The 17,452-nt window shown below is 65.3% G+C and carries 14 protein-coding genes and 1 tRNA gene; 6 read left to right on the top strand and 9 right to left on the bottom strand.

Going from position 1 to position 17,452, the window contains the following annotated elements; genetic code table 11:
- The first annotated feature begins 98 nt into the window (after positions 1-98).
- Together ada and CEW83_RS11220 are read left to right on the top strand one after the other, a co-directional pair.
- The gene (gene ada, locus CEW83_RS11225; protein ID WP_234418780.1) at positions 99-1,178 is read left to right on the top strand and encodes a bifunctional DNA-binding transcriptional regulator/O6-methylguanine-DNA methyltransferase Ada; all 1,080 of its coding nucleotides are present in this window, start codon (positions 99-101) and stop codon (positions 1,176-1,178) included.
- Between the two features lie 93 nt (positions 1,179-1,271).
- Positions 1,272-2,192 carry a DNA-3-methyladenine glycosylase family protein gene (locus CEW83_RS11220; protein WP_199915101.1) on the top strand — a complete coding sequence of 307 codons (921 nt, stop codon included), beginning with the start codon at positions 1,272-1,274 and terminating at the stop codon, positions 2,190-2,192.
- A 46-nt stretch (positions 2,193-2,238) separates the two neighbouring features.
- On the opposite strand, the gene CEW83_RS11215 is transcribed toward CEW83_RS11220, so the two are convergent.
- Entirely contained in the window at positions 2,239-3,153 is a 915-nt protein-coding gene (locus tag CEW83_RS11215; protein ID WP_108949416.1) for a LysR family transcriptional regulator, read from the bottom strand.
- 94 nt (positions 3,154-3,247) lie between these two features.
- Between CEW83_RS11215 and CEW83_RS11210 the strand changes: the two genes are divergently transcribed.
- Together CEW83_RS11210 and CEW83_RS11205 are read left to right on the top strand one after the other, a co-directional pair.
- Positions 3,248-4,843, top strand: coding sequence for an NADH-quinone oxidoreductase subunit L (locus CEW83_RS11210; RefSeq protein ID WP_108949415.1), 1,596 nt, complete (start codon positions 3,248-3,250; stop codon positions 4,841-4,843).
- 20 nt (positions 4,844-4,863) lie between these two features.
- Positions 4,864-7,404 (top strand): YbcC family protein, encoded by a 2,541-nt coding sequence (locus tag CEW83_RS11205; RefSeq protein ID WP_108949414.1) that lies wholly within the window; start codon positions 4,864-4,866, stop codon positions 7,402-7,404.
- 130 nt (positions 7,405-7,534) lie between these two features.
- Here the strand turns inward: CEW83_RS11205 and ychF are convergent, their stop codons facing one another.
- The 8 genes from ychF to CEW83_RS11165 form a co-directional block, all read right to left on the bottom strand.
- Entirely contained in the window at positions 7,535-8,626 is a 1,092-nt protein-coding gene (gene ychF / locus CEW83_RS11200; protein ID WP_108949413.1) for a redox-regulated ATPase YchF, read from the bottom strand.
- Complete coding sequence (pth, locus tag CEW83_RS11195; RefSeq protein WP_108949412.1) at positions 8,623-9,303, bottom strand: aminoacyl-tRNA hydrolase; 681 nt, start codon at positions 9,301-9,303, stop codon at positions 8,623-8,625. The genes ychF and pth overlap by 4 nt, the downstream gene beginning before the upstream one ends.
- Before the next feature lie 41 nt (positions 9,304-9,344).
- Positions 9,345-9,962, bottom strand: a complete 618-nt coding sequence (locus CEW83_RS11190) for a 50S ribosomal protein L25/general stress protein Ctc (RefSeq protein ID WP_108949411.1) — start codon at positions 9,960-9,962, stop codon at positions 9,345-9,347.
- A gap of 82 nt (positions 9,963-10,044) precedes the next feature.
- On the bottom strand, positions 10,045-10,995 hold the full coding sequence (locus tag CEW83_RS11185) for a ribose-phosphate pyrophosphokinase (protein WP_108949410.1): 951 nt from the start codon (positions 10,993-10,995) through the stop codon (positions 10,045-10,047).
- A gap of 79 nt (positions 10,996-11,074) precedes the next feature.
- Positions 11,075-11,151: transfer RNA gene (locus CEW83_RS11180), tRNA-Gln, on the bottom strand.
- A 12-nt stretch (positions 11,152-11,163) separates the two neighbouring features.
- Complete coding sequence (ispE, locus tag CEW83_RS11175) at positions 11,164-12,042, bottom strand: 4-(cytidine 5'-diphospho)-2-C-methyl-D-erythritol kinase (RefSeq protein WP_108949409.1); 879 nt, start codon at positions 12,040-12,042, stop codon at positions 11,164-11,166.
- Positions 12,024-12,596 (bottom strand): lipoprotein insertase outer membrane protein LolB, encoded by a 573-nt coding sequence (gene lolB, locus CEW83_RS11170; protein WP_199915100.1) that lies wholly within the window; start codon positions 12,594-12,596, stop codon positions 12,024-12,026. The genes ispE and lolB overlap by 19 nt, the downstream gene beginning before the upstream one ends.
- Before the next feature lie 14 nt (positions 12,597-12,610).
- A complete protein-coding gene (locus tag CEW83_RS11165) occupies positions 12,611-14,320 on the bottom strand; it encodes a tetratricopeptide repeat protein (RefSeq protein ID WP_108949407.1) in 1,710 nt (569 codons plus the stop codon).
- A gap of 192 nt (positions 14,321-14,512) precedes the next feature.
- Here CEW83_RS11165 and mutM point away from each other — a divergent pair, with 192 nt between their 5' ends.
- Together mutM and CEW83_RS11155 are read left to right on the top strand one after the other, a co-directional pair.
- A complete protein-coding gene (mutM, locus tag CEW83_RS11160) occupies positions 14,513-15,334 on the top strand; it encodes a bifunctional DNA-formamidopyrimidine glycosylase/DNA-(apurinic or apyrimidinic site) lyase (RefSeq protein ID WP_108949406.1) in 822 nt (273 codons plus the stop codon).
- Positions 15,335-15,453: 119 nt separating this feature from the next.
- Positions 15,454-17,415: a dynamin family protein gene (locus CEW83_RS11155; protein WP_234418779.1), complete on the top strand. Its 1,962-nt coding sequence runs from the start codon at positions 15,454-15,456 to the stop codon at positions 17,413-17,415.
- The last annotated feature ends 37 nt before the right edge of the window (positions 17,416-17,452 follow it).

Raw genomic sequence — 17,452 nt, 5'->3', positions numbered from 1 at the left:
GGGCAGGGGGCGAATTCGAAAGCACGTAGCGGAGTGCCGGCTCGGGTTGGCCTTGCTAGGATGAGTCTGTCGAAAGGATTCATTCAGGAGCGCACAACATGATGTCCCAGGCCCGCGAACTGCGCGCCGGTCGCACGCTTGCCGATCCGCGCTGGGCTGCAGTGCTGGCGCGCGATCCCGGTGCCGATGGCCGCTTCGTGTATTCGGTGAGCACGACCGGCATCTTCTGCAGACCGTCGTGTGGCGCACGCACGGCGCGGCCGGAGAACGTCGATTTTCATGAGAATGCGGCCACCGCCATCGCTGCCGGGTTCAGGCCATGCAAGCGTTGCCGTCCGGATCAGGCGCCACAGTCCCGCCTGCATGCAGAAATGGTTGCCGACCTGTGTCGCATGATCGACGCCGCCGACAGCCCGCCAAAGCTGGCTGAGCTCGCAGATCACGCAGGTCTGAGCGCGTCCCATTTGCTGCGGGTGTTCAGATCGGTGACAGGGCTGACGCCGGCCGGCTATGCGGCAGGCCGTCGCGCGCAGCGGGTGCAGGCAAGGTTGCGCGCATGTTCGAGCGTGACCGAAGCCTTGTTCGACGCCGGTTTCAATGCCAGCAGCCGCTTCTACGAGAATGCCGGTGCATTGATCGGCATGACTCCCACGGCGTTTCGTGCAGGCGGAGTCGATACCGAGATCCGTTTCGCAATCGGCGAGTGTGCGCTTGGCGCCATTCTCGTTGCCGCCAGCCGACGCGGCGTGTGCGCCATCCTGATGGGCGATGACGCGGCAGTGCTGGCGCGCGACCTGCAGGACCTGTTTCCGCAGGCTGAACTGATCGGCGACGACCCGGGCTTCGATCGCCTGGTCGCCAGGGTGATCGCTTTCGTGGAGGCGCCGCGTCTTGGTCTTGACCTGCCGCTGGATGTTCGCGGCACGGCATTTCAGCAGCGGGTGTGGCAGACACTGCGGGAGATTCCCGCAGGCACGACGCTGAGCTATGCCGAACTCGCCGAGCGTGTCGGTTCGCCCCGTGGTGCGCGCGCGGTGGCGGGGGCGTGTGCCGCCAACGTGCTCGCGGTGGCGATTCCGTGCCACCGCATCGTGCGTACCGATGGCAGCCTGTCGGGCTACCGCTGGGGGGTGGAGCGAAAGCGGACACTGCTTGCGCGCGAGGCGGCGGGCGAGTGAGGCGGATGGGGGCATGACGAACGGAGGAAAGGCGGGTTCGCGCGGCGGCGCGGAGGGCGCGGAGAGCTTGAAGGGTGCGGTCTGGAGGGCGGTGTGCTGAACTGTGAGCTTGATCTGCCGGTGGGGTTTCGTGCTGGTGATGTGCTTGCGTTTCACTTGCGCGATTCGCTGCAGGTGGCGGAGCAGGTGCAGGGGAACTGTTTGCGCAAGGGGCTGGCATGGTCGGGGCGGGCGGCTTGCCTGGAGATTGTCTTCACGGGCGGAAGGGCCGCGGCGCGGCTGGATGTCGATGGACCGCTCTCACCGTCAGACGGTTTGCTGCTGACGGGCATGGTGAGGCGCATGCTCGGGCTGACGCAGGCGGTCGAGGACTTCGAGCAAAGGTGGTGCGCACATCCGCAGGTTGGCAGGCTTATCGCAGCCCATCCGGGCTTGCGCGTACCGCTGGCGGCGACACCTTTCGAGGCCCTGAGCTGGGCCGTCACCGGGCAGCAGATCAGCGTTGCTGCCGCGCTGACGATTCGCAGGCGGCTGATTGAGGCGGTCGGGCTTCGACACACGAGTGGTCTGTTTTGTTATCCCGATGCGGCAGGTGTGCAGGCGTTGGGTGAGCCCGAATTGCGCGCGGCGGGTTTTTCGCGGACCAAGGCGCAGACCCTGCTTACGCTGAGCGGGCAGCTTGTCAGCGGCGATCTGTCACTGGATGCGTGGATGGCGAAGCCGCCAATCGACGACATTCAGGCCTGCCTGCTGCGCATCCGCGGCATCGGGCCGTGGACCATCAACTACGCGCTGTTGCGCGGTTTCGGCTGGCTTGATGGTTCGCTGCATGGCGATGTTGCCGTGCGTCGTGGTCTGCAGCACCTGCTGGGAAGCCCGGCCCCTGTCTCGCCCGCCGAAACGGAACGCTTTCTGGCCGGATTCTCGCCCTGGCGCGCGCTGGTGGCAGCACACCTGTGGGCGCTGGATACGGCTGTTTCGCGCGCGTCGGGCGCGGCGCCGAAGGTCGGGTGATGGTCGGTCCGGCTGTCGCGCAGCCGGCAGGCCCGCTGCGCACGTTTCATGCAGCGCCAGAAGGGTCCGGCACTTCGGTGGAGCCTTGCAGCAGGCGTTCGAGGCGCTCGATACGATGGCGGTGCGGTGTCGTGATGGCATAAAAGCGCTCCTGCAGCTGCGTGGACTGGCCCACGCTCACCAGGCTGCCGCCGTGTATTTCGTCCTGCACCACCACCTCGGGCAGCACGGTCAGCCAGTTGCTGTCCCGTGCGATCAGGCGGAGCATGGCCATGTCGTCGACTTCGGCCCGGAGCCGTGGCTGCACCCCGGCAGACATGCACATGGCGTCGAACTGCGCGCGCAGGGCGTGTCGTGGTCCGGGCAACGCAAGGTCCACACCATCGAGGTCATCCGGAACGCGCAGGCTGCGGCCCTTCCAGATGCTTGCGGGCCCGACCAGCGAGATCGCCTGACTGCCCAGGAAACGGCAGTGCAAGGGGCGGTCCGCATCGGTGGGCACGGTTTCGTTGGCCAGCACCACGTCGAGCTGATGCTGCACCAGGCGCTCGAGCAGGCCCTCCAGCAAACCCGACTCGAGGGTCAGCACCACCGAGGGATCAGCCAGCAGCGGCCGAATCCAGTTCTCCTGATAGTTGCGCGACATGGTGGCGACGCTGCCCACGCGCAGCCGGATCACGCCCTCGCTGCGACCTTGCAGACGCCCGAGCATTTCCTGGCTCAGCCCGAATATGGACTCTGCATAGTAGAGCACCAGTTGCCCCGTATCTGTCAGCACCAGGCGTCGCCCCTCGCGTTCGAACAGGGCCTCACCCAGACGGTCTTCCAGCTGCTTGATCTGCGCCGAAAGTGCCGACTGCGAGGTGTGCAACTCCTGCGCGGCACGTGTCAGGTGGCCCATGCGGGCGACGCGCCAGAAGTAGAACAGGTGGTGAAAGTTCAGCTGCTCGAGACTAACCATTCATTTTTTTATATCAATTGGTTCTGATTAATGTGTTTTACGGAATTGATTGATGATAGCACCATGGCGCCGGTTCATATTGAGGTTGCCCACCATGGATTTATCGAGCTTCCTGCTCCCGGCCAGCGCTTTGGCGCCTGCGGCCCTGATGTTGATCGCCGCGATGCTGCCCCACGCCGGCAGCGCACGCGAGGCCTCGCTGTGGACGCGTTTCAGCCTCCTCTCTGGTGCTGCGCTGCTGTGCGCGCTGGCGAGCCTGGGCCTGCACCACATACTGGTGCCACCTTCCCCGGGCGCGAGTTCAATGCAATGGCTGCCGTGGCTGGCGGTCGGTTCGCTGGGTGCCGTTCTGGCGGTTCTGGTGCAGTTTCTGGGTACGGTCATCGCAGTATTCTCGTCGCGCTACCTCCAGGGCGAGGCAGGGCAGGCGCGCTATGTGACCGCGCTTTCAGGGGTGCTGGCCGCCGTCCATCTGCTGCTGCTTGCGGACCACTGGCTGCTGTTGATCGCAGCCTGGGCGCTGGTGGGCGTGGCGTTGCAGCACCTGCTCTGCTTCTACCCGGATCGCCCGTTTGCCTTGCTGGCTGTGCACAAGAAGCGGATTGCCGACCGCCTGGCCGACGCGCTGCTGATCTGTGCTGCGGCGCTTGCATGGTGGGCAGCGGGCAGCGGATCGCTGTCCGACCTCCGGCAACACCTGGCGCAGGACGGCGTGTCGGTCCCGCTGCAGTTGAGCGCAGTGTGTCTGGTGCTGGCGGTGATCCTGCGGACTGCGCTGCTGCCTGTTCATGGCTGGCTGATCCAGGTCATGGAAGCGCCGACGCCGGTTTCCGCGCTGCTGCATGCCGGCGTGGTCAACCTCGGCGGCTTCGTGCTCATCCGCTTCGCACCCTTGCTCGAGGCTGTACCCGCAGCACGCTGGCTACTGGTCGCCTTCGGGCTTGGCACTGCACTCCTTGCAGGCCTGGTGATGCTGACCCGCATCAGCATCAAGGTCCGGCTGGCGTGGTCCACCGTGGCGCAGATGGGCTTCATGCTGCTCGAATGTGGTCTCGGCCTCTACACGCTTGCCGCGCTGCATCTTGTCGGTCACTCGCTGTACAAGGCGCATGCCTTTCTGTCGGCATCCACGGTGGTGCACACCAACAAGTTGCAGATGATGCGCGGCAGTGCTGCGCCTTCGGTGCGGAGTCTGGTGGCGGCACCGGTGCTGGCGGCTGCGCTTGTCGGCCTGATTCAGGCGCTGCTCCCCGCTGCGGGCTGGCCATGGTGGTGGAGCGGCGTGCTGGCGCTGGCCTGGTCGCCGCTGCTGTGGTCGCCCGCCCGGCATGACGGCGAGGCCGGTCGGGCGTGGTGGTCGCTTGTCGCAGGCTTGAGCATGGTGTCGGGGCTCACGATGGCAGCGCTTGTGGCACATGCCCTGCCGTTCGGCCTGACGGACGCGCCTCTCCATGCTGCCGGACTTGTCGCCCTGGCAGGCATGGCGCTGATGTATCTCTGCCTCGTCACCCTGCAGCTTCATCCGCAAGGGCTGGCCGTGTGGCGGCGCTGGAGCTACGCCGGCTTCTATGTGGATGAGCTCTACACCCGCCTGGCCTTGCGCCTGTGGCCAACGCGCTGGACCGCCGGCACCGCCGCGCCTGAAGGCCGCGCGATGGCTGGCGCAGTGGCCGTCGCAGCCCCCAGGTAACCAGATTTCAGGAGAATTTCATGGACCCAGTGACCCTTGAACGCGCCTCATCCCGGCGTGAGGATGACGGAGCGCTGCACGCGCGGATCGAAGCTGCGTGCGAGCAGGCCTGCCAGACCATCGCCCCGGCCTGGCCGCTCGATCGCGCAATTGCCGTCAATCCGCACTGGTCGCGGATCGGCAGGCCCGTTCGGCAGGTCGCGGCGCGCATGGCGGTGCTGGGCGGCATCCAGGTGTTCCCGTCGCGCAGCTATCTGCAGCAAGCCTGGGAGGAGGGGCGCATCACCCGGCCGGACCTTGCCCATGCGCTGTCCTCAATGTCTGCTGCTCAGGCCGCCGCGCTCACCGAGCGGCAATGTGTCGATGCCTTGCACACTGCGCCCGGCGTGCCTGCCTTGCCCCTGTTGATCGATGTGCTGGACGACGATCCGGAACGCCATGCCCGGCTGTCGTGGCGGCAGGCGATCACGCATCAGGTCAGTCAGACCTGTGCCGCCTATTTCGACGAGCATCAGGCGGACTGGCAGCCCGAGCGCGATCAGGGGCTGTATGCCTTCTGGCGGGAGACCCTGATCCACGATCATGGCATCGGCGTGCTGATGGGGCTGCCCGATCTCGAACGTTCGTTCAGCGCGCTGCCCGCCACGCGGGAGGATGCCGAGCGCTGGGTTCTGCAGCGACTGGGACTGCCGGAGCCGGTATGGCCCGACTACCTCGAAGCCATCCTGCTCACGGTCAATGGCTGGGCGTCGTGGTGTGCCTATCGTGGCTGGCAGGCCAGGCTTGCAGGGCAGACGGATTCGCATCTGCGCGACTTGCTCGCGATCCGGCTTGCCTGGGGGGCGATCCTGCTTGAGTGCAAGGACGATGTCGTCACCCGGCAGGCCTTCGCAGCCGTGCAGGGGGCATGGATTCGTGCTGCTGCGCTGCTTGATCAGGCGGAAGACATGCTCGTCGTGGATGAGGTCTGGCAGGCAGCACTCGAAGCGGGCTATCAGCGTCAGCTGGCGCACAAGCTCTGCACAGTTGCCCGCAGCACTGGGCGTGCCGGTGCCGGGCAGCACGTCGAAATCCAGGCCGCCTTCTGTATCGATGTGCGCAGCGAGCCCTTGCGCAGGGCACTTGAAGCGCTCAGTCCCGCCATCCAGACCATTGGCTTTGCGGGCTTCTTCGGCCTCCCGCTTGCCTATACTCCACTTGCCACGTCGGCACGGCGACCGCAGTTGCCGGGCTTGCTTGCACCGGCCATCGAGGTGACGGATCACATCACGGTGGCTGCGACCGATCGTGGCGCGGATGAGGATGAGCTGAACCACGGGGCGCGCCAGGCCCGGCAGCGCAGCTTTGCCTGGTCGGCGCAATGGCGCGCAGGCGGACGCTGGCCCAGTGCGGCGTTCTCATTCGTGGAAGCGGCCGGTGTGGCCTATCTCGGCAAGCTGTCGAACTGGCTGAGGCCTTCCACGGCCGCGCGCAAGCGTGACGATCTGGCCGGTTTGTCCGCGCGTTACCGGCCCCTGTGTCGTCCGGCCCTCACCGGTCTGGACATAGACGCCAAGGTGGCCCTGTCGTCGCGTGTGCTGCATGCCATGGGGCTGGATCGCGATCTCGCGCCGCTGGTGCTGCTGGTCGGGCATGGCAGCCAGAGTGCAAACAATGCCCACGCCGCCGCGCTGGATTGCGGCGCCTGCTGCGGTCAGACAGGTGAAGTGAATGCCCGCGTGCTGGCGCAACTGCTCAATGAGCCGGCCGTACGTGCAGGCTTGAAGGCAGGCGGAGTCGTCATTCCCGAGCACACCGTGTTTGTCGCCGCCCTGCACAACACGACGACCGATGAAATCGAAGGCTTTGATCTCGATCTGCTGCCGGCATCGAAGCTTGCGCGCTGGGACGAACTGCAGAGGACCGTCTTCGCCCAGGCTTGCGATCAGGTCAGGCGCGAGCGTGCCGTGCGACTCGGGCTGGATCCGCGTGCCGGGGGCGAGCACCTCCTGACACAGCTGCGTCGCCGTGCCAACGATGGCGCTCAGACCCGGCCCGAGTGGGGACTGGCGGGCAATGCGGCGTTCATCATCGCGCCGCGTCATCGCAGCCACGGATTGGCGCTGGATGGACGCAGCTTTCTGCATGACTACGATGCCGGGCACGACCCGGATGGCAGCGTGCTTGAGTTGCTGATGACCGCGCCGATGCTGGTGACGCACTGGATCAACTGGCAATACCATGCCTCGACCTGCGATCCAGATCGCTTGGGCAGCGGCAACAAGTTGCTGCACAACGTGGTGGGTGGGCACATCGGGGTGTTTGAGGGCAACGGCGGCGACCTGCGTATCGGCCTGTCAAAGCAGTCCTTGCACGACGGTGCGGGCTGGGTGCACGAGCCGCTTCGTCTGACCGTGGTCATCGACGCGCCGCAGCGGGCGATCGAGCATGTGATCGCGCAGCACGACGTGGTCCGCCAGCTCCTCGACAACGGCTGGCTGCACCTGTGGCGCTTCGATGACGCACAGCTGCTGCGTTACGCCGGTGGAGGCTGGCTGGCGCTGGGACTGGACGAGGCTTGATCGACGCCGGATGCCATATTGCAGGTGCAGGGAACGACGCGCAAAGAAAAAGCCGCGTGGGTACGCGGCTTTTCGGATCCTTGCGGAGTCGTCCGGTTTTCAGGACGATGCCGGTCGCCCGGCGTCTGCGTCAGACGTTGAACAGGAAGTTCAGGACGTCGCCATCCTTGACCACGTAGTCCTTGCCTTCGGCGCGCATCTTGCCCGCTTCCTTGGCCCCCGACTCGCCCTTGTAGGTGATGAAGTCGTCGAAGGAGATGGTCTGGGCGCGGATGAAACCACGCTCGAAGTCGGTGTGGATCACGCCGGCTGCCTGCGGTGCGGTGTCGCCGACATGGATGGTCCAGGCGCGCACTTCCTTCACCCCGGCGGTGAAGTAGGTCTGCAGGCCGAGGAGCTTGTAGCCGGCGCGGATGAGGCGGTCGAGGCCGGGCTCTTCGAGGCCCATGGACTCGAGGAAGTCCTTCTTGTCGGCGTCGTCGAGGTCGGCGATCTCGGCTTCGATGGAGGCGCACAGCGCGACCACCTGGGCACCTTCTGCCGCGGCATGGGCGCGGACGGCGTCGAGCTGCGGGTTGTTCTCGAACCCGTCTTCGGCGACGTTGGCGGCGTACAGCACCGGCTTCTGGGTGATCAGGCAGAACTGCCGGATCAGTGCGAGCTCTTCCTTGGCGAGGTCGAGGGCACGCACCGGCTTGGCCTGATCGAGCTGGGCGATGCACTTCTCGAGCACCGCAACCAGCGCCTTTGCTTCCTTGTCGCCGGCAGCGGCGGGGCGCTTGTAGCGGTTGAGGGCCTTGTCCACCGTCGCCATGTCGGCGAGCGCGAGTTCGGTGTCGATGACTTCGATGTCACGGATCGGGTCGACGCTGCCGGAAACGTGGATCACGTTATCGTCGGCGAAGCAGCGCACGACGTGGACGATGGCATCGGTCTCGCGGATGTTGGCGAGAAACTGGTTGCCCAGGCCTTCACCCTTGGATGCGCCTGCAACCAGACCGGCGATGTCGACGAATTCGACGATGGCGGGCTGGATCTTCTGCGGCTTGACGATCTCCGACAGGGCGTCGAGGCGCGGGTCCGGCACTTCAACGATGCCGACGTTGGGCTCGATGGTGCAGAAGGGATAGTTGGCCGCTTCGATACCCGCCTTGGTGAGGGCGTTGAACAGGGTCGACTTGCCGACGTTGGGCAGGCCGACGATTCCGCATTTCAGGCTCATGACTGGGTTTCGTCCTTGGAGTTGTCTGGCGCACCGCGCGTGTCTGCGACGGGCCTGGGGGCCTTCGGTGGCTTGGATGGTTTGGGCGGAGCGGGGCGCGCATTGAGGCGCTGGGTTGCTGCCGTCCAGTCGCCACGGGCCAGAATGGGCCAGGCGAGGAGGGCGCGATCGATGGCTTCGTCGATCAGCGTCTGCTCTTCGCGCCGGGCGGGCTTGAGCACGTAGTTGACCACTTCGTTGCGATCGCCCGGATGGCCGATACCGATTCGCAGTCGCCAGTAGTCGTTGGTATTGAGGTGGGCAGAGGTGTCCTTCAGCCCGTTGTGACCGCCGAGTCCGCCGCCGAACTTCAGTCGCAACTGGCCGGGCGGAACATCGAGCTCGTCATGCACCAGCAGGATCTCTGCCGGTTCGATACGGTAGAACCGTGCCAGTGCGCCGATGGCCTGACCTGAGCGGTTCATGAAGGTCTGGGGCATCAGCAACATGATGCCGGCGTCGCGCGCATTGGCGACCAGCCCGTGAAAACGTGATTCATGCGAGAAGCGTGCGCCAAGCTGATCGGCGAGCCGCTCACAAAACCAAAACCCGGCGTTGTGCCGGGTTTCGGAATATTCGGTGCCGGGATTGCCGAGACCGACAACCAGACGGGGAGGGCGTGCTGCCGCAGTCGTCATCGTCGTTCAGTCCCGGAAAGCCCGTTTGGCAGAAGCCGCAATCACTCTGCGGCTTCTTCGCCTTCTTCACCTTCAGCCTGGGCGGAAACGCTGCCACGCGGCGTCTGGGCGCTGGCCACAACCGGGTCGCCTTCGCCGTGATGCACGGTGCTCACGCCTTCCGGCAGCACGACCTGGGAAACGTGGATCGACTCGCCCGGCTCAAGAGCGGCCAGATCAACCGTGATGAATTCCGGCAGGTTGGAGGGCAGGCACTCGACGTCGAGTTCGGTCAGCACGTGAGCCACGATGCAGCCGCCGGTCTTGACCGCCGGGCACTCGTCGCCGTTGATGAAGTGCAGCGGCACCTTCAGGTGGATGGTTTCGCCGGCCTTGACGCGCTGGAAGTCGATGTGCATGACTTGCGGCTTGTAGGCGTGCCACTGCGTGTCACGCAGCAGGACGGTTTCCTTGGCGCCATCGATGTCGATGGACAGCACGGAAGCGTGGAAGGCTTCTTTCTTGAGCAGGTGGAACAGCTCGTTGTGATCCAGCAGGATCGGCTGAGCTGCAGCTTCGCCACCATAGACGATGCCCGGCAGTTGGCCTTCGCGACGCAGGCGGCGGCTCGCACTCGATCCCTGCAGTTCGCGCTTTACAGCCTTGAATTCGATTTGCATGTGTACTACTCCAGTTGATGAAGTCTCTGCCCGCGACCAGGCAGAGATGAAAAGGCCCGCAGCAAGCCGCGGGCCGAAAAGGTTATTCCATGAACAGCGAGGAAACCGATTCCTCGTTGCTGATGCGCAGCATGGTGTCGGCCAGCAGCGAGGCCACCGAGACCTGGCGGATGCGGTTGCTGGCCTTGGCATCCTCGCGCAGCGGAATGGTGTCGGTGACAACCAGTTCGTCGAGTTCGGATTCGTTGATACGTGCGACCGCCGCACCCGACAGCACGGCGTGCGTGCAGTAGGAAAGCACGCGCTTGGCACCGTTGGCCTTGAGCGCACTGGCCGCCTTGCACAGCGTACCGGCGGTGTCGACGATGTCGTCCATGATCACGCAGGTGCGGCCTTCGACTTCACCGATGATGTTCATGACCTCGGAAACGTTGGCCTTGGGGCGACGCTTGTCGATGATCGCGAGATCGCACTCGAGACGCTTGGCGAACGCACGTGCGCGCACCACGCCGCCGACGTCGGGCGAGACCACCATCAGATCTTCGTATTTCTGCTTGTCGAGATCGGCAAGCAGTACGGGTGCGGCGTAGACGTTGTCGACCGCGATGTCGAAGAAGCCCTGGATCTGGTCAGCGTGCAGGTCCATGGTCAGCAGACGCTGGACACCGACGGCCTGCAGCATGTTGGCCACGACCTTGGCGGTGATCGCCACCCGGGCCGAGCGCGGACGACGGTCCTGACGGGCATAGCCGAAATAGGGGATTGCTGCGGTGATGCGGCCGGCCGATGCGCGCTTGAGCGCGTCGACGAGGACCAGCATTTCCATCAGGTTCTCGTTGGTGGGTGCGCAGGTAGGCTGGAGGATGAACACATCCTTGCCACGCACGTTTTCGAGCAACTCCACATTGACTTCGCCGTCGGAGAAGCGGCCTACCGTGGCCGAACCGAGGGAAATGCCCAGCCGCCGAACCACATCTGCTGCGAGTTTGGGGTTGGCGTTGCCAGTGAAGACCATCAGGCTGCCGTAGGGCATGACCGAATCTCCGATGCCGATAGAATGAAACTGTCTTCAAAAACGACTCGGGCAGGCCAGAGGCCTGCCCGTCGTAATATGGCTGGGGAAGAAGGATTCGAACCTTCGAATGCCGGAATCAAAATCCGGTGCCTTGACCAACTTGGCGACTCCCCAATTGAAACCTGATCACCCGCCGAGGCGACTCATGGGATGCTGTGCCAGGCTAATTGCCTTCCAGGCCTGCCAGCGTGTCGGACATTGATCGACGATACGTTGAGCCTGAGCTTCCGAATCGACTGCCGCATACACACAGGCACCTGAGCCAGTCATCCTTGCTGGTGCAAACTGCGCCAGCCAGTCGATTGCCTCAGCCACTTCCGGGTACTTTCTGCACGCTACTGCTTGCAGGTCGTTCCGTGCGTGGCTTGCTGTGAAGTCCGCTATTTTGATGGGGACGCTATCTCTCGTCAAGTCCTTCGATGAAAAAATTTCTGCTGTCGATATTCCGACACCTGGCGACACCACAACGTAGCAGGCGGGGTCGAGATGCAACGGCTGGAATTTCTCGCCGACGCCCTCGGCAAACGCGTCCCGGCCATAGATGAAGAAGGGTACGTCGGCCCCGAGCGTCAGTCCGAGCGCCTGCAGCTGTTCCGCGCTGAGGCCGGTGCGCCACAGGTGGTTGAGCGCCATCAGTGTCGTAGCCGCATCCGAACTTCCACCGCCTAGTCCGCCACCCATCGGCAAGACCTTGTGCACGGTGATGTCAGCGCCGGCGCTGCAGTGTGTCGACTGCTGCAGCAGGCGTGCGGCGCGGATCACGATGTCCTCCTCCTCGGGAACGCCCGGCAGGTCGGACAGGCGGCGGATCTGGCCGTCCTCGCGCACGCTGAAATCGAGGGTGTCGCCCCAGTCGAGCAAGCGGAATGCGGTTTGCAGCAGGTGGTAGCCGTCGGCCCTGCGACCGGTGACATGCAGGAAGAGGTTGAGCTTGGCCGGGGCAAGGCAGCCCCTGAGCTGCTGGACGGGCGGGTTTGCAGGGTGGGTCAGGGTTGCAGAGTCCATCGGTCGATCACAAGTCGGACGCGGGCGTCGCCACGCGATATTTCAAGGCGGCGCGGCAGGGCGTCTGCCGCGGGGTTGAGGTATTCGGTGTAGTCGATGCGCCAGCCCTGATCGATGACGAGACTTGGCCGCCCGACCTCGTCGAGGCTGCGGACCTCGGCGTCCGCTTGCGGGCTGGCCTGAATCCAGCCGGGAAGGCGCTGCAGGGGAAGGTCGACGCCGATGAGCGCAGGAAGCAGTTCGGACGCGCTGGCGGCGCGCTGACGCCTGCCGTCAGCCAGCATCAGTTCGGCCCCTGCCGCGTTGCTGTCGAGGCGCGCGACGATCTGCCCCAGCGGGCTGTACGCGGTCCATTGGTCGGTGGACTGGGCGTGGCGCCACTCGATCTGACCGTTGGCTGCGCGCTCGCCATCGGTAGCGGACAGGCGACCATCGAGCTCGAAGTACGGGCTGGCGGTGCGAACCACCGCGACGCTTCCGGGCACGGTTTGCAGCGGGGCGCAGGCTGCGAGCAGGGCGGTGACGAAGGTGGTCGCGAGAAGCCTGCGGCGCACGTGCCTGGCGGCCCTCACGGTTTGCGCAGGCGCAGGGCGGTGCTGCGCAGGGCTTCGTTGTCAGGGTGTTCGGCAAGGGCTTCGTCGAGCAGCGTTTCGGCCTCGGCGCGGCGGTCGAGCGTCCACAGGACCTCGCTCAGGTGTGCTGCAATCTCAGGGTCGGGGCGCATCGAGTAGGCGCGCTGGAGGTGCTCGAGCGCGGCCTCGTTGTCGCCAAGGCGGAAGCTGACCCAGCCCAGGCTGTCGAGGATGAAGGCATCGTCCGGTGCAAGCTCGTGTGCGCTGGCGATCAGCCGCTCCGCCTCTTCCAGGCGAATGCCGCGGTCGGCAAGCGAGTAGCCGAGCGCGTTCTTCGCGTGTGCGTGATCAGGCGTCAGCGCAATGACCTTGCGCAGACGTCCTTCCATGACCTCAAGGCGGTCCAGGCGCTCGGCGAGCATGGCAGACTCGTAGAGCAGATCGGCGTCGTCGGGCGCTTGCAGCAAGGCGTCGTCGATGACGTCGAAAGCATCCTCCGTGCGCCCGGCTTCGCGCAGCATCTGCGCCTCGGCAAGCCGGAAGCGCCTGCTCAGGTTTGCGTCCTCCGTCGGTGTCTGCAGCAGGCTGCGCGCTTCATCGATCTGGCCTTCGCGCGCCAGGCTGTGTGCGCTGCGGATACGGGCTTCGGCGTAATGCGCGCCGGGGCCGACGGATTCGAACCACTTGCGCGCGGCCGCGCCGTCTTCGCGTTGTTCGGCGACCTGTCCGAGATGGATCCGGATGGCGTCCGCTTCGGGATGGCCGGCCTCCAGTGCCTGTTTCAGCAGCGGCTCGGCCGCGCTGGGGTCGTCAAGCTGCAGCGACAGCAGTGCAACCGCGTAAAGCAGGTCGCGATCGCCCGGTGCGCTCTCCAGCAGCGTCCGGAATTCGGTGCGCGCGGTTTCGAACTGCTTGGCGGCAATGAGGCTGCGCGCGTAGCCCAGACGGAGGTTGCGGTTGTCGGGCTGGCGCGTGATCGCCTCCTGCAGCAGGTGGCTTGCCTCGGTATGCGCGCCGGTCTGCATCAGGAGCTGGGCCTTGAACAGCAGGCCGGTCTCCCAGTCCGGGCGCAGCAGCAGCGAGGCGTTGATCGCCGTCAGCGACTCCATCGGGCTGCCGGCAATCGCAGCGGCCTGCGCGCGGGCGAAATGCGCCTCCGGGTGGTCGAGGTAGGGCTCGGTGAGGCGAATGACCATCGACTGGGCGGCCTGTTTGTCCTCCAGTCGCGACAAGGCCCGGTTCAGTCCCATGAGGTTGGCGTCGAGATTTGCCGGCGCCTGGGCGAGCGCGCGGGCGAGCTGGATCTGCACGTCTTCCATGCGGCCGCCGTGCGTACTGACGACGCCTGCGAGCAGGCGCTTGGCCTCTTCCGAGTCGGGGTCGGCTTCGCTCCAGATTCGCGCGGCCTCGGCAGCCATGTCGGCGTTGCGCGCAAACAGCGCCACCTCGGCCGCCCGGCGCGCGATGCGCGGGTCGCGTGTGTCGCGTGCGATTTCGAGGTAGAGCTGCGCAGCGAGACCGATCTGCCCGCGGGCGCCGGCGATTTCCGCCAGCAGGAAACGGTAGAGCGTCTGCGGGGTGAGTTCCTGTGCGGGCAGTGTGCTTGCAGCTGGCGCTTCCTGTGCAAGGGCAAAGGCGCCCGGCGACAGACCCAGCAAGAGGGCGGTGCCGAGGTGTGCTAGGCGGCGGGCAATGGTGCGATTCATAAGGCGGTCCGGCTGGTTCCGTGGGCTCGGCTGGCGGGCTTTGCAGGTTCGGGGCGCTGCACGGGGTGCAGGGCTGCGATGCAGGTACTATGGCTTGGAGGGCTGTTCTAGAATTCGGTTCGCCTCATGGTAGGCACTTTGCACCTGCGCCGGCAAGTTGCCTGCGCTTCAGCCCACTTTTCCGGATTGCCGATGCCCGAGTTGCCCGAAGTCGAAACCACCTGTCGCGGCGTTCGCCCGCATGTCGAAGGGCGCGTGCTGACGGGGCTTGCGGTGCGGAATCCGCGCTTGCGCCAGCCTGTTCCGCCAGCCCTTGCCGAGGAGGTGTGCGGACGCAGTCTGGTGCGCGTATGGCGCAGGGCAAAGTATCTGGTGTTCGATTTCGGCAATGGCAGCGTGATCGTGCACCTTGGCATGTCGGGCAGCCTGAGGGTGATCGATCCCGACGAGCCCGCCGGTGTCCATGACCATGTGGATTTCGTGTTCGGCGATCGCGCCTTGCGTCTGCGCGATCCGCGCCGTTTCGGTCTGGTGGTGTGGCAGCAGGGCGCAGCCGAGATGCATCCGCTGCTCGCCTCGCTCGGGCCGGAGCCGCTGGGCGACGCCTTCGACGGCGAGTGCCTGTATCGGCTGAGTCGCGGTTTGCGTGCGCCGGTAAAGCACGTGCTGATGGACAGCCATCGCGTCGTCGGGGTGGGTAATATCTACGCGTCCGAAAGCCTGTTCCGCGCCCGCATTCATCCGCTGGAGCAGGCGGGACGCATCGGGCTGGCACGTTACCAGCGCCTCGCGGAGGCGGTGCGGGCGACCCTGAGCGCCGCAATCGAGGCCGGAGGCAGTACCCTGCGTGACTTCGTCGGTGGCGACGGCCAGCCCGGCTATTTTCAGCAGCAGTACTTCGTCTACGGACGCGATGGCGAGGCCTGCCGGGTCTGCAGTACGCCGGTCGAGCGGCTTGTGAGCGGGCAGCGGGCGAGTTTTTTCTGCCCGCAGTGCCAGCGGCGGGGGCGCTGAGCCCGTGGCGGCATGGCAGACGAGGGGACGAAGGAATGGCACGCCGGTGCGATCGGCGCTATGCTCACGGAGTGAGCGTCATGCGCGCTCAAAGTATTGGCAGAACAGGTGAATTGATCATGACTCTGGCAGAACAGTTTTCCGCCTACAGCCGCTGGCGCGGCGCGGCCATGGAATCGGTGGCGCGCTTGCGCAGCTGGTTGACGCGCAACGATGTTGGCGATGCACAGGCCGACCTCCGCCTGCAGTACGTGATCGAGCGCCTGCGCGAGGACAAGCTGACGATCGCATTTGTCGCCGAGTTTTCGCGGGGCAAGTCCGAGCTGATCAACGCCATCTTCTTCTCCGATTTCGGAGACCGCATTCTTCCGTCCAGCGCCGGCCGCACCACCATGTGCCCGACCGAGCTGCAATGGACTGCCGGGGCGACGCCTGAGTTGCGGCTGCTGCCGATTGCGACCCGGGTGTTGCAGGCGCAGGTCAGCGAACTCAAGCTCAAGGCCGATGAATGGACCGTGGTGCCGCTCACGGCGGGTTCGGCCAAGGAACTGCAGGGCGCGCTGGCGCGCGTCGGCGAGGTGCACCGGGTCAGCCAGGACGAGGCCGAGCGCCTCGGATTCAAGGTGGACCCACGGGGCGATGACGGTCTGAAGCCCGGCAACGATGGCCTGGTGGAAGTGCCGAGCTGGCGCCATGCGGTGATCCAGTTTCCCCACCCCTTGCTCGAGCAGGGGCTGGTGGTGCTTGATACGCCGGGTCTGAATGCCATTGGTGCCGAGCCCGAACTGACCCTGTCGCTGCTGCCCAATGCGCATGCGGTGCTGTTCATCCTGGCCGCCGATACCGGTGTGACCCAGAGCGATCTCGCGGTATGGCGTGAGTACGTCAGCGTCGGTCAGGGGCGGCAGCGCGGGCGCATGGTCGTGCTCAACAAGATCGACGGCCTGTGGGACGGACTGCGCGATGACGCGCGGATCGAGGCTGAGATCACGCGCCAGGTTCAGACCGTTGCCGACACGCTGGACGTGGAGCCGCAGGCGGTTTTCCCCGTCTCTGCGCAAAAGGGACTGGTTGCGCGGGTCAATGGGGATGCGTCGCTGCTGGCACGCAGTCGCCTGCCGGAACTCGAGCGCGCGCTGACGGAAGACCTGCTGCCGACCAAGCAGGAAATCGTGCGCGAAAACACGCTCGGCGAAACCTCCGACCTGGTGCGCCAGACCACGGCGCTGCTGGATGCGCGGCTCTATGGCGTGCGCGAGCAGTTGCAGGAGCTCACCGATCTGCGCGGCAAGAATCAGAACGTCATCGAATACATGATGCGCAAGATCCGGGTCGAAAAAGAGGAGTTCGAGCAGGGCTTGCAGAAATACTATGCAGTGCGCTCGGTGTTCTCGAATCTGACCAATAACCTGCTCACGCACCTGGGACTCGATGCATTGCGCAACGAGACCCGCCGCACGCGCGAGGCCATGCTCGAGTCGAGCTTCACCCGCGGGCTGCGTGATGCGATGGAAGGTTTCTTCGCCCATTTGCGCGGCAATCTGAGCCAGTCCACCTCGGAGATTGCCGAGATCACCCGCATGCTCGACAGCATGTACAAGCGTTTCAGTGTCGAGCATGGTCTGCAGCTGACCTCGCCCGAGGCGTTTTCGACGCAGCGCTACGAGGCGGAACTCGACCGTCTGGAAAAGGCGTTCAACCGTCAGATCAACACCACGCTGACGCTGGTGACCACCGAAAAGCACACCCTGACGCAGAAGTTTTTCGAGACGGTTGCGGTTCAGGCGCGTCGCACCTTCGAAGTTGCAAACCGGGATGTCGAGCAATGGCTGCGTGCGGTGATGTCACCGCTCGAGACCCAGGTGCGCGAGTATCAACTGCAACTCAAGCGTCGCCTGGAAAGCGTGAAGCGAATCCATCAGGCCACGGATACGCTGGAAGACCGGGTGGACGAACTCAAGCAGGCCGAGGCCGGATTGCTGATGCTGCTGGGAGAACTGGCCGCAATCGAGGCTGACATCATGCGCGCCCTGGGCGCGCAGCCGGCAGCAGCGGCGGAGCAGCAAGCCCGGGTCGCCTGAGCGACGAGCCGAGCAGACAAAAAAGGGGCGAACGCAA

It is taken from the genome of Parazoarcus communis, from assembly GCF_003111645.1.
Classification (GTDB): Bacteria; Pseudomonadota; Gammaproteobacteria; order Burkholderiales; family Rhodocyclaceae; genus Parazoarcus; species Parazoarcus communis_A.
Note: the sequence above shows the minus strand (reverse complement) of the source record. Positions and strands in the feature narration are given on the sequence as shown.

Coding starts and splice junctions, on each gene's coding strand:
- CEW83_RS11210 (WP_108949415.1), top strand. CDS start 3,248: ATGGATTTATCGAGCTTCCTGCTCCCGGCCAGCGCTTTGGCGCCTGCG.
- CEW83_RS11215 (WP_108949416.1), bottom strand. CDS start 3,153: ATGGTTAGTCTCGAGCAGCTGAACTTTCACCACCTGTTCTACTTCTGG.
- pth (WP_108949412.1), bottom strand. CDS start 9,303: ATGACGACTGCGGCAGCACGCCCTCCCCGTCTGGTTGTCGGTCTCGGC.
- ispE (WP_108949409.1), bottom strand. CDS start 12,042: ATGGACTCTGCAACCCTGACCCACCCTGCAAACCCGCCCGTCCAGCAG.
- CEW83_RS11185 (WP_108949410.1), bottom strand. CDS start 10,995: ATGCCCTACGGCAGCCTGATGGTCTTCACTGGCAACGCCAACCCCAAA.
- mutM (WP_108949406.1), top strand. CDS start 14,513: ATGCCCGAGTTGCCCGAAGTCGAAACCACCTGTCGCGGCGTTCGCCCG.
- ada (WP_234418780.1), top strand. CDS start 99: ATGATGTCCCAGGCCCGCGAACTGCGCGCCGGTCGCACGCTTGCCGAT.
- CEW83_RS11205 (WP_108949414.1), top strand. CDS start 4,864: ATGGACCCAGTGACCCTTGAACGCGCCTCATCCCGGCGTGAGGATGAC.
- CEW83_RS11155 (WP_234418779.1), top strand. CDS start 15,454: ATGACTCTGGCAGAACAGTTTTCCGCCTACAGCCGCTGGCGCGGCGCG.
- CEW83_RS11190 (WP_108949411.1), bottom strand. CDS start 9,962: ATGCAAATCGAATTCAAGGCTGTAAAGCGCGAACTGCAGGGATCGAGT.
- ychF (WP_108949413.1), bottom strand. CDS start 8,626: ATGAGCCTGAAATGCGGAATCGTCGGCCTGCCCAACGTCGGCAAGTCG.
- CEW83_RS11165 (WP_108949407.1), bottom strand. CDS start 14,320: ATGAATCGCACCATTGCCCGCCGCCTAGCACACCTCGGCACCGCCCTC.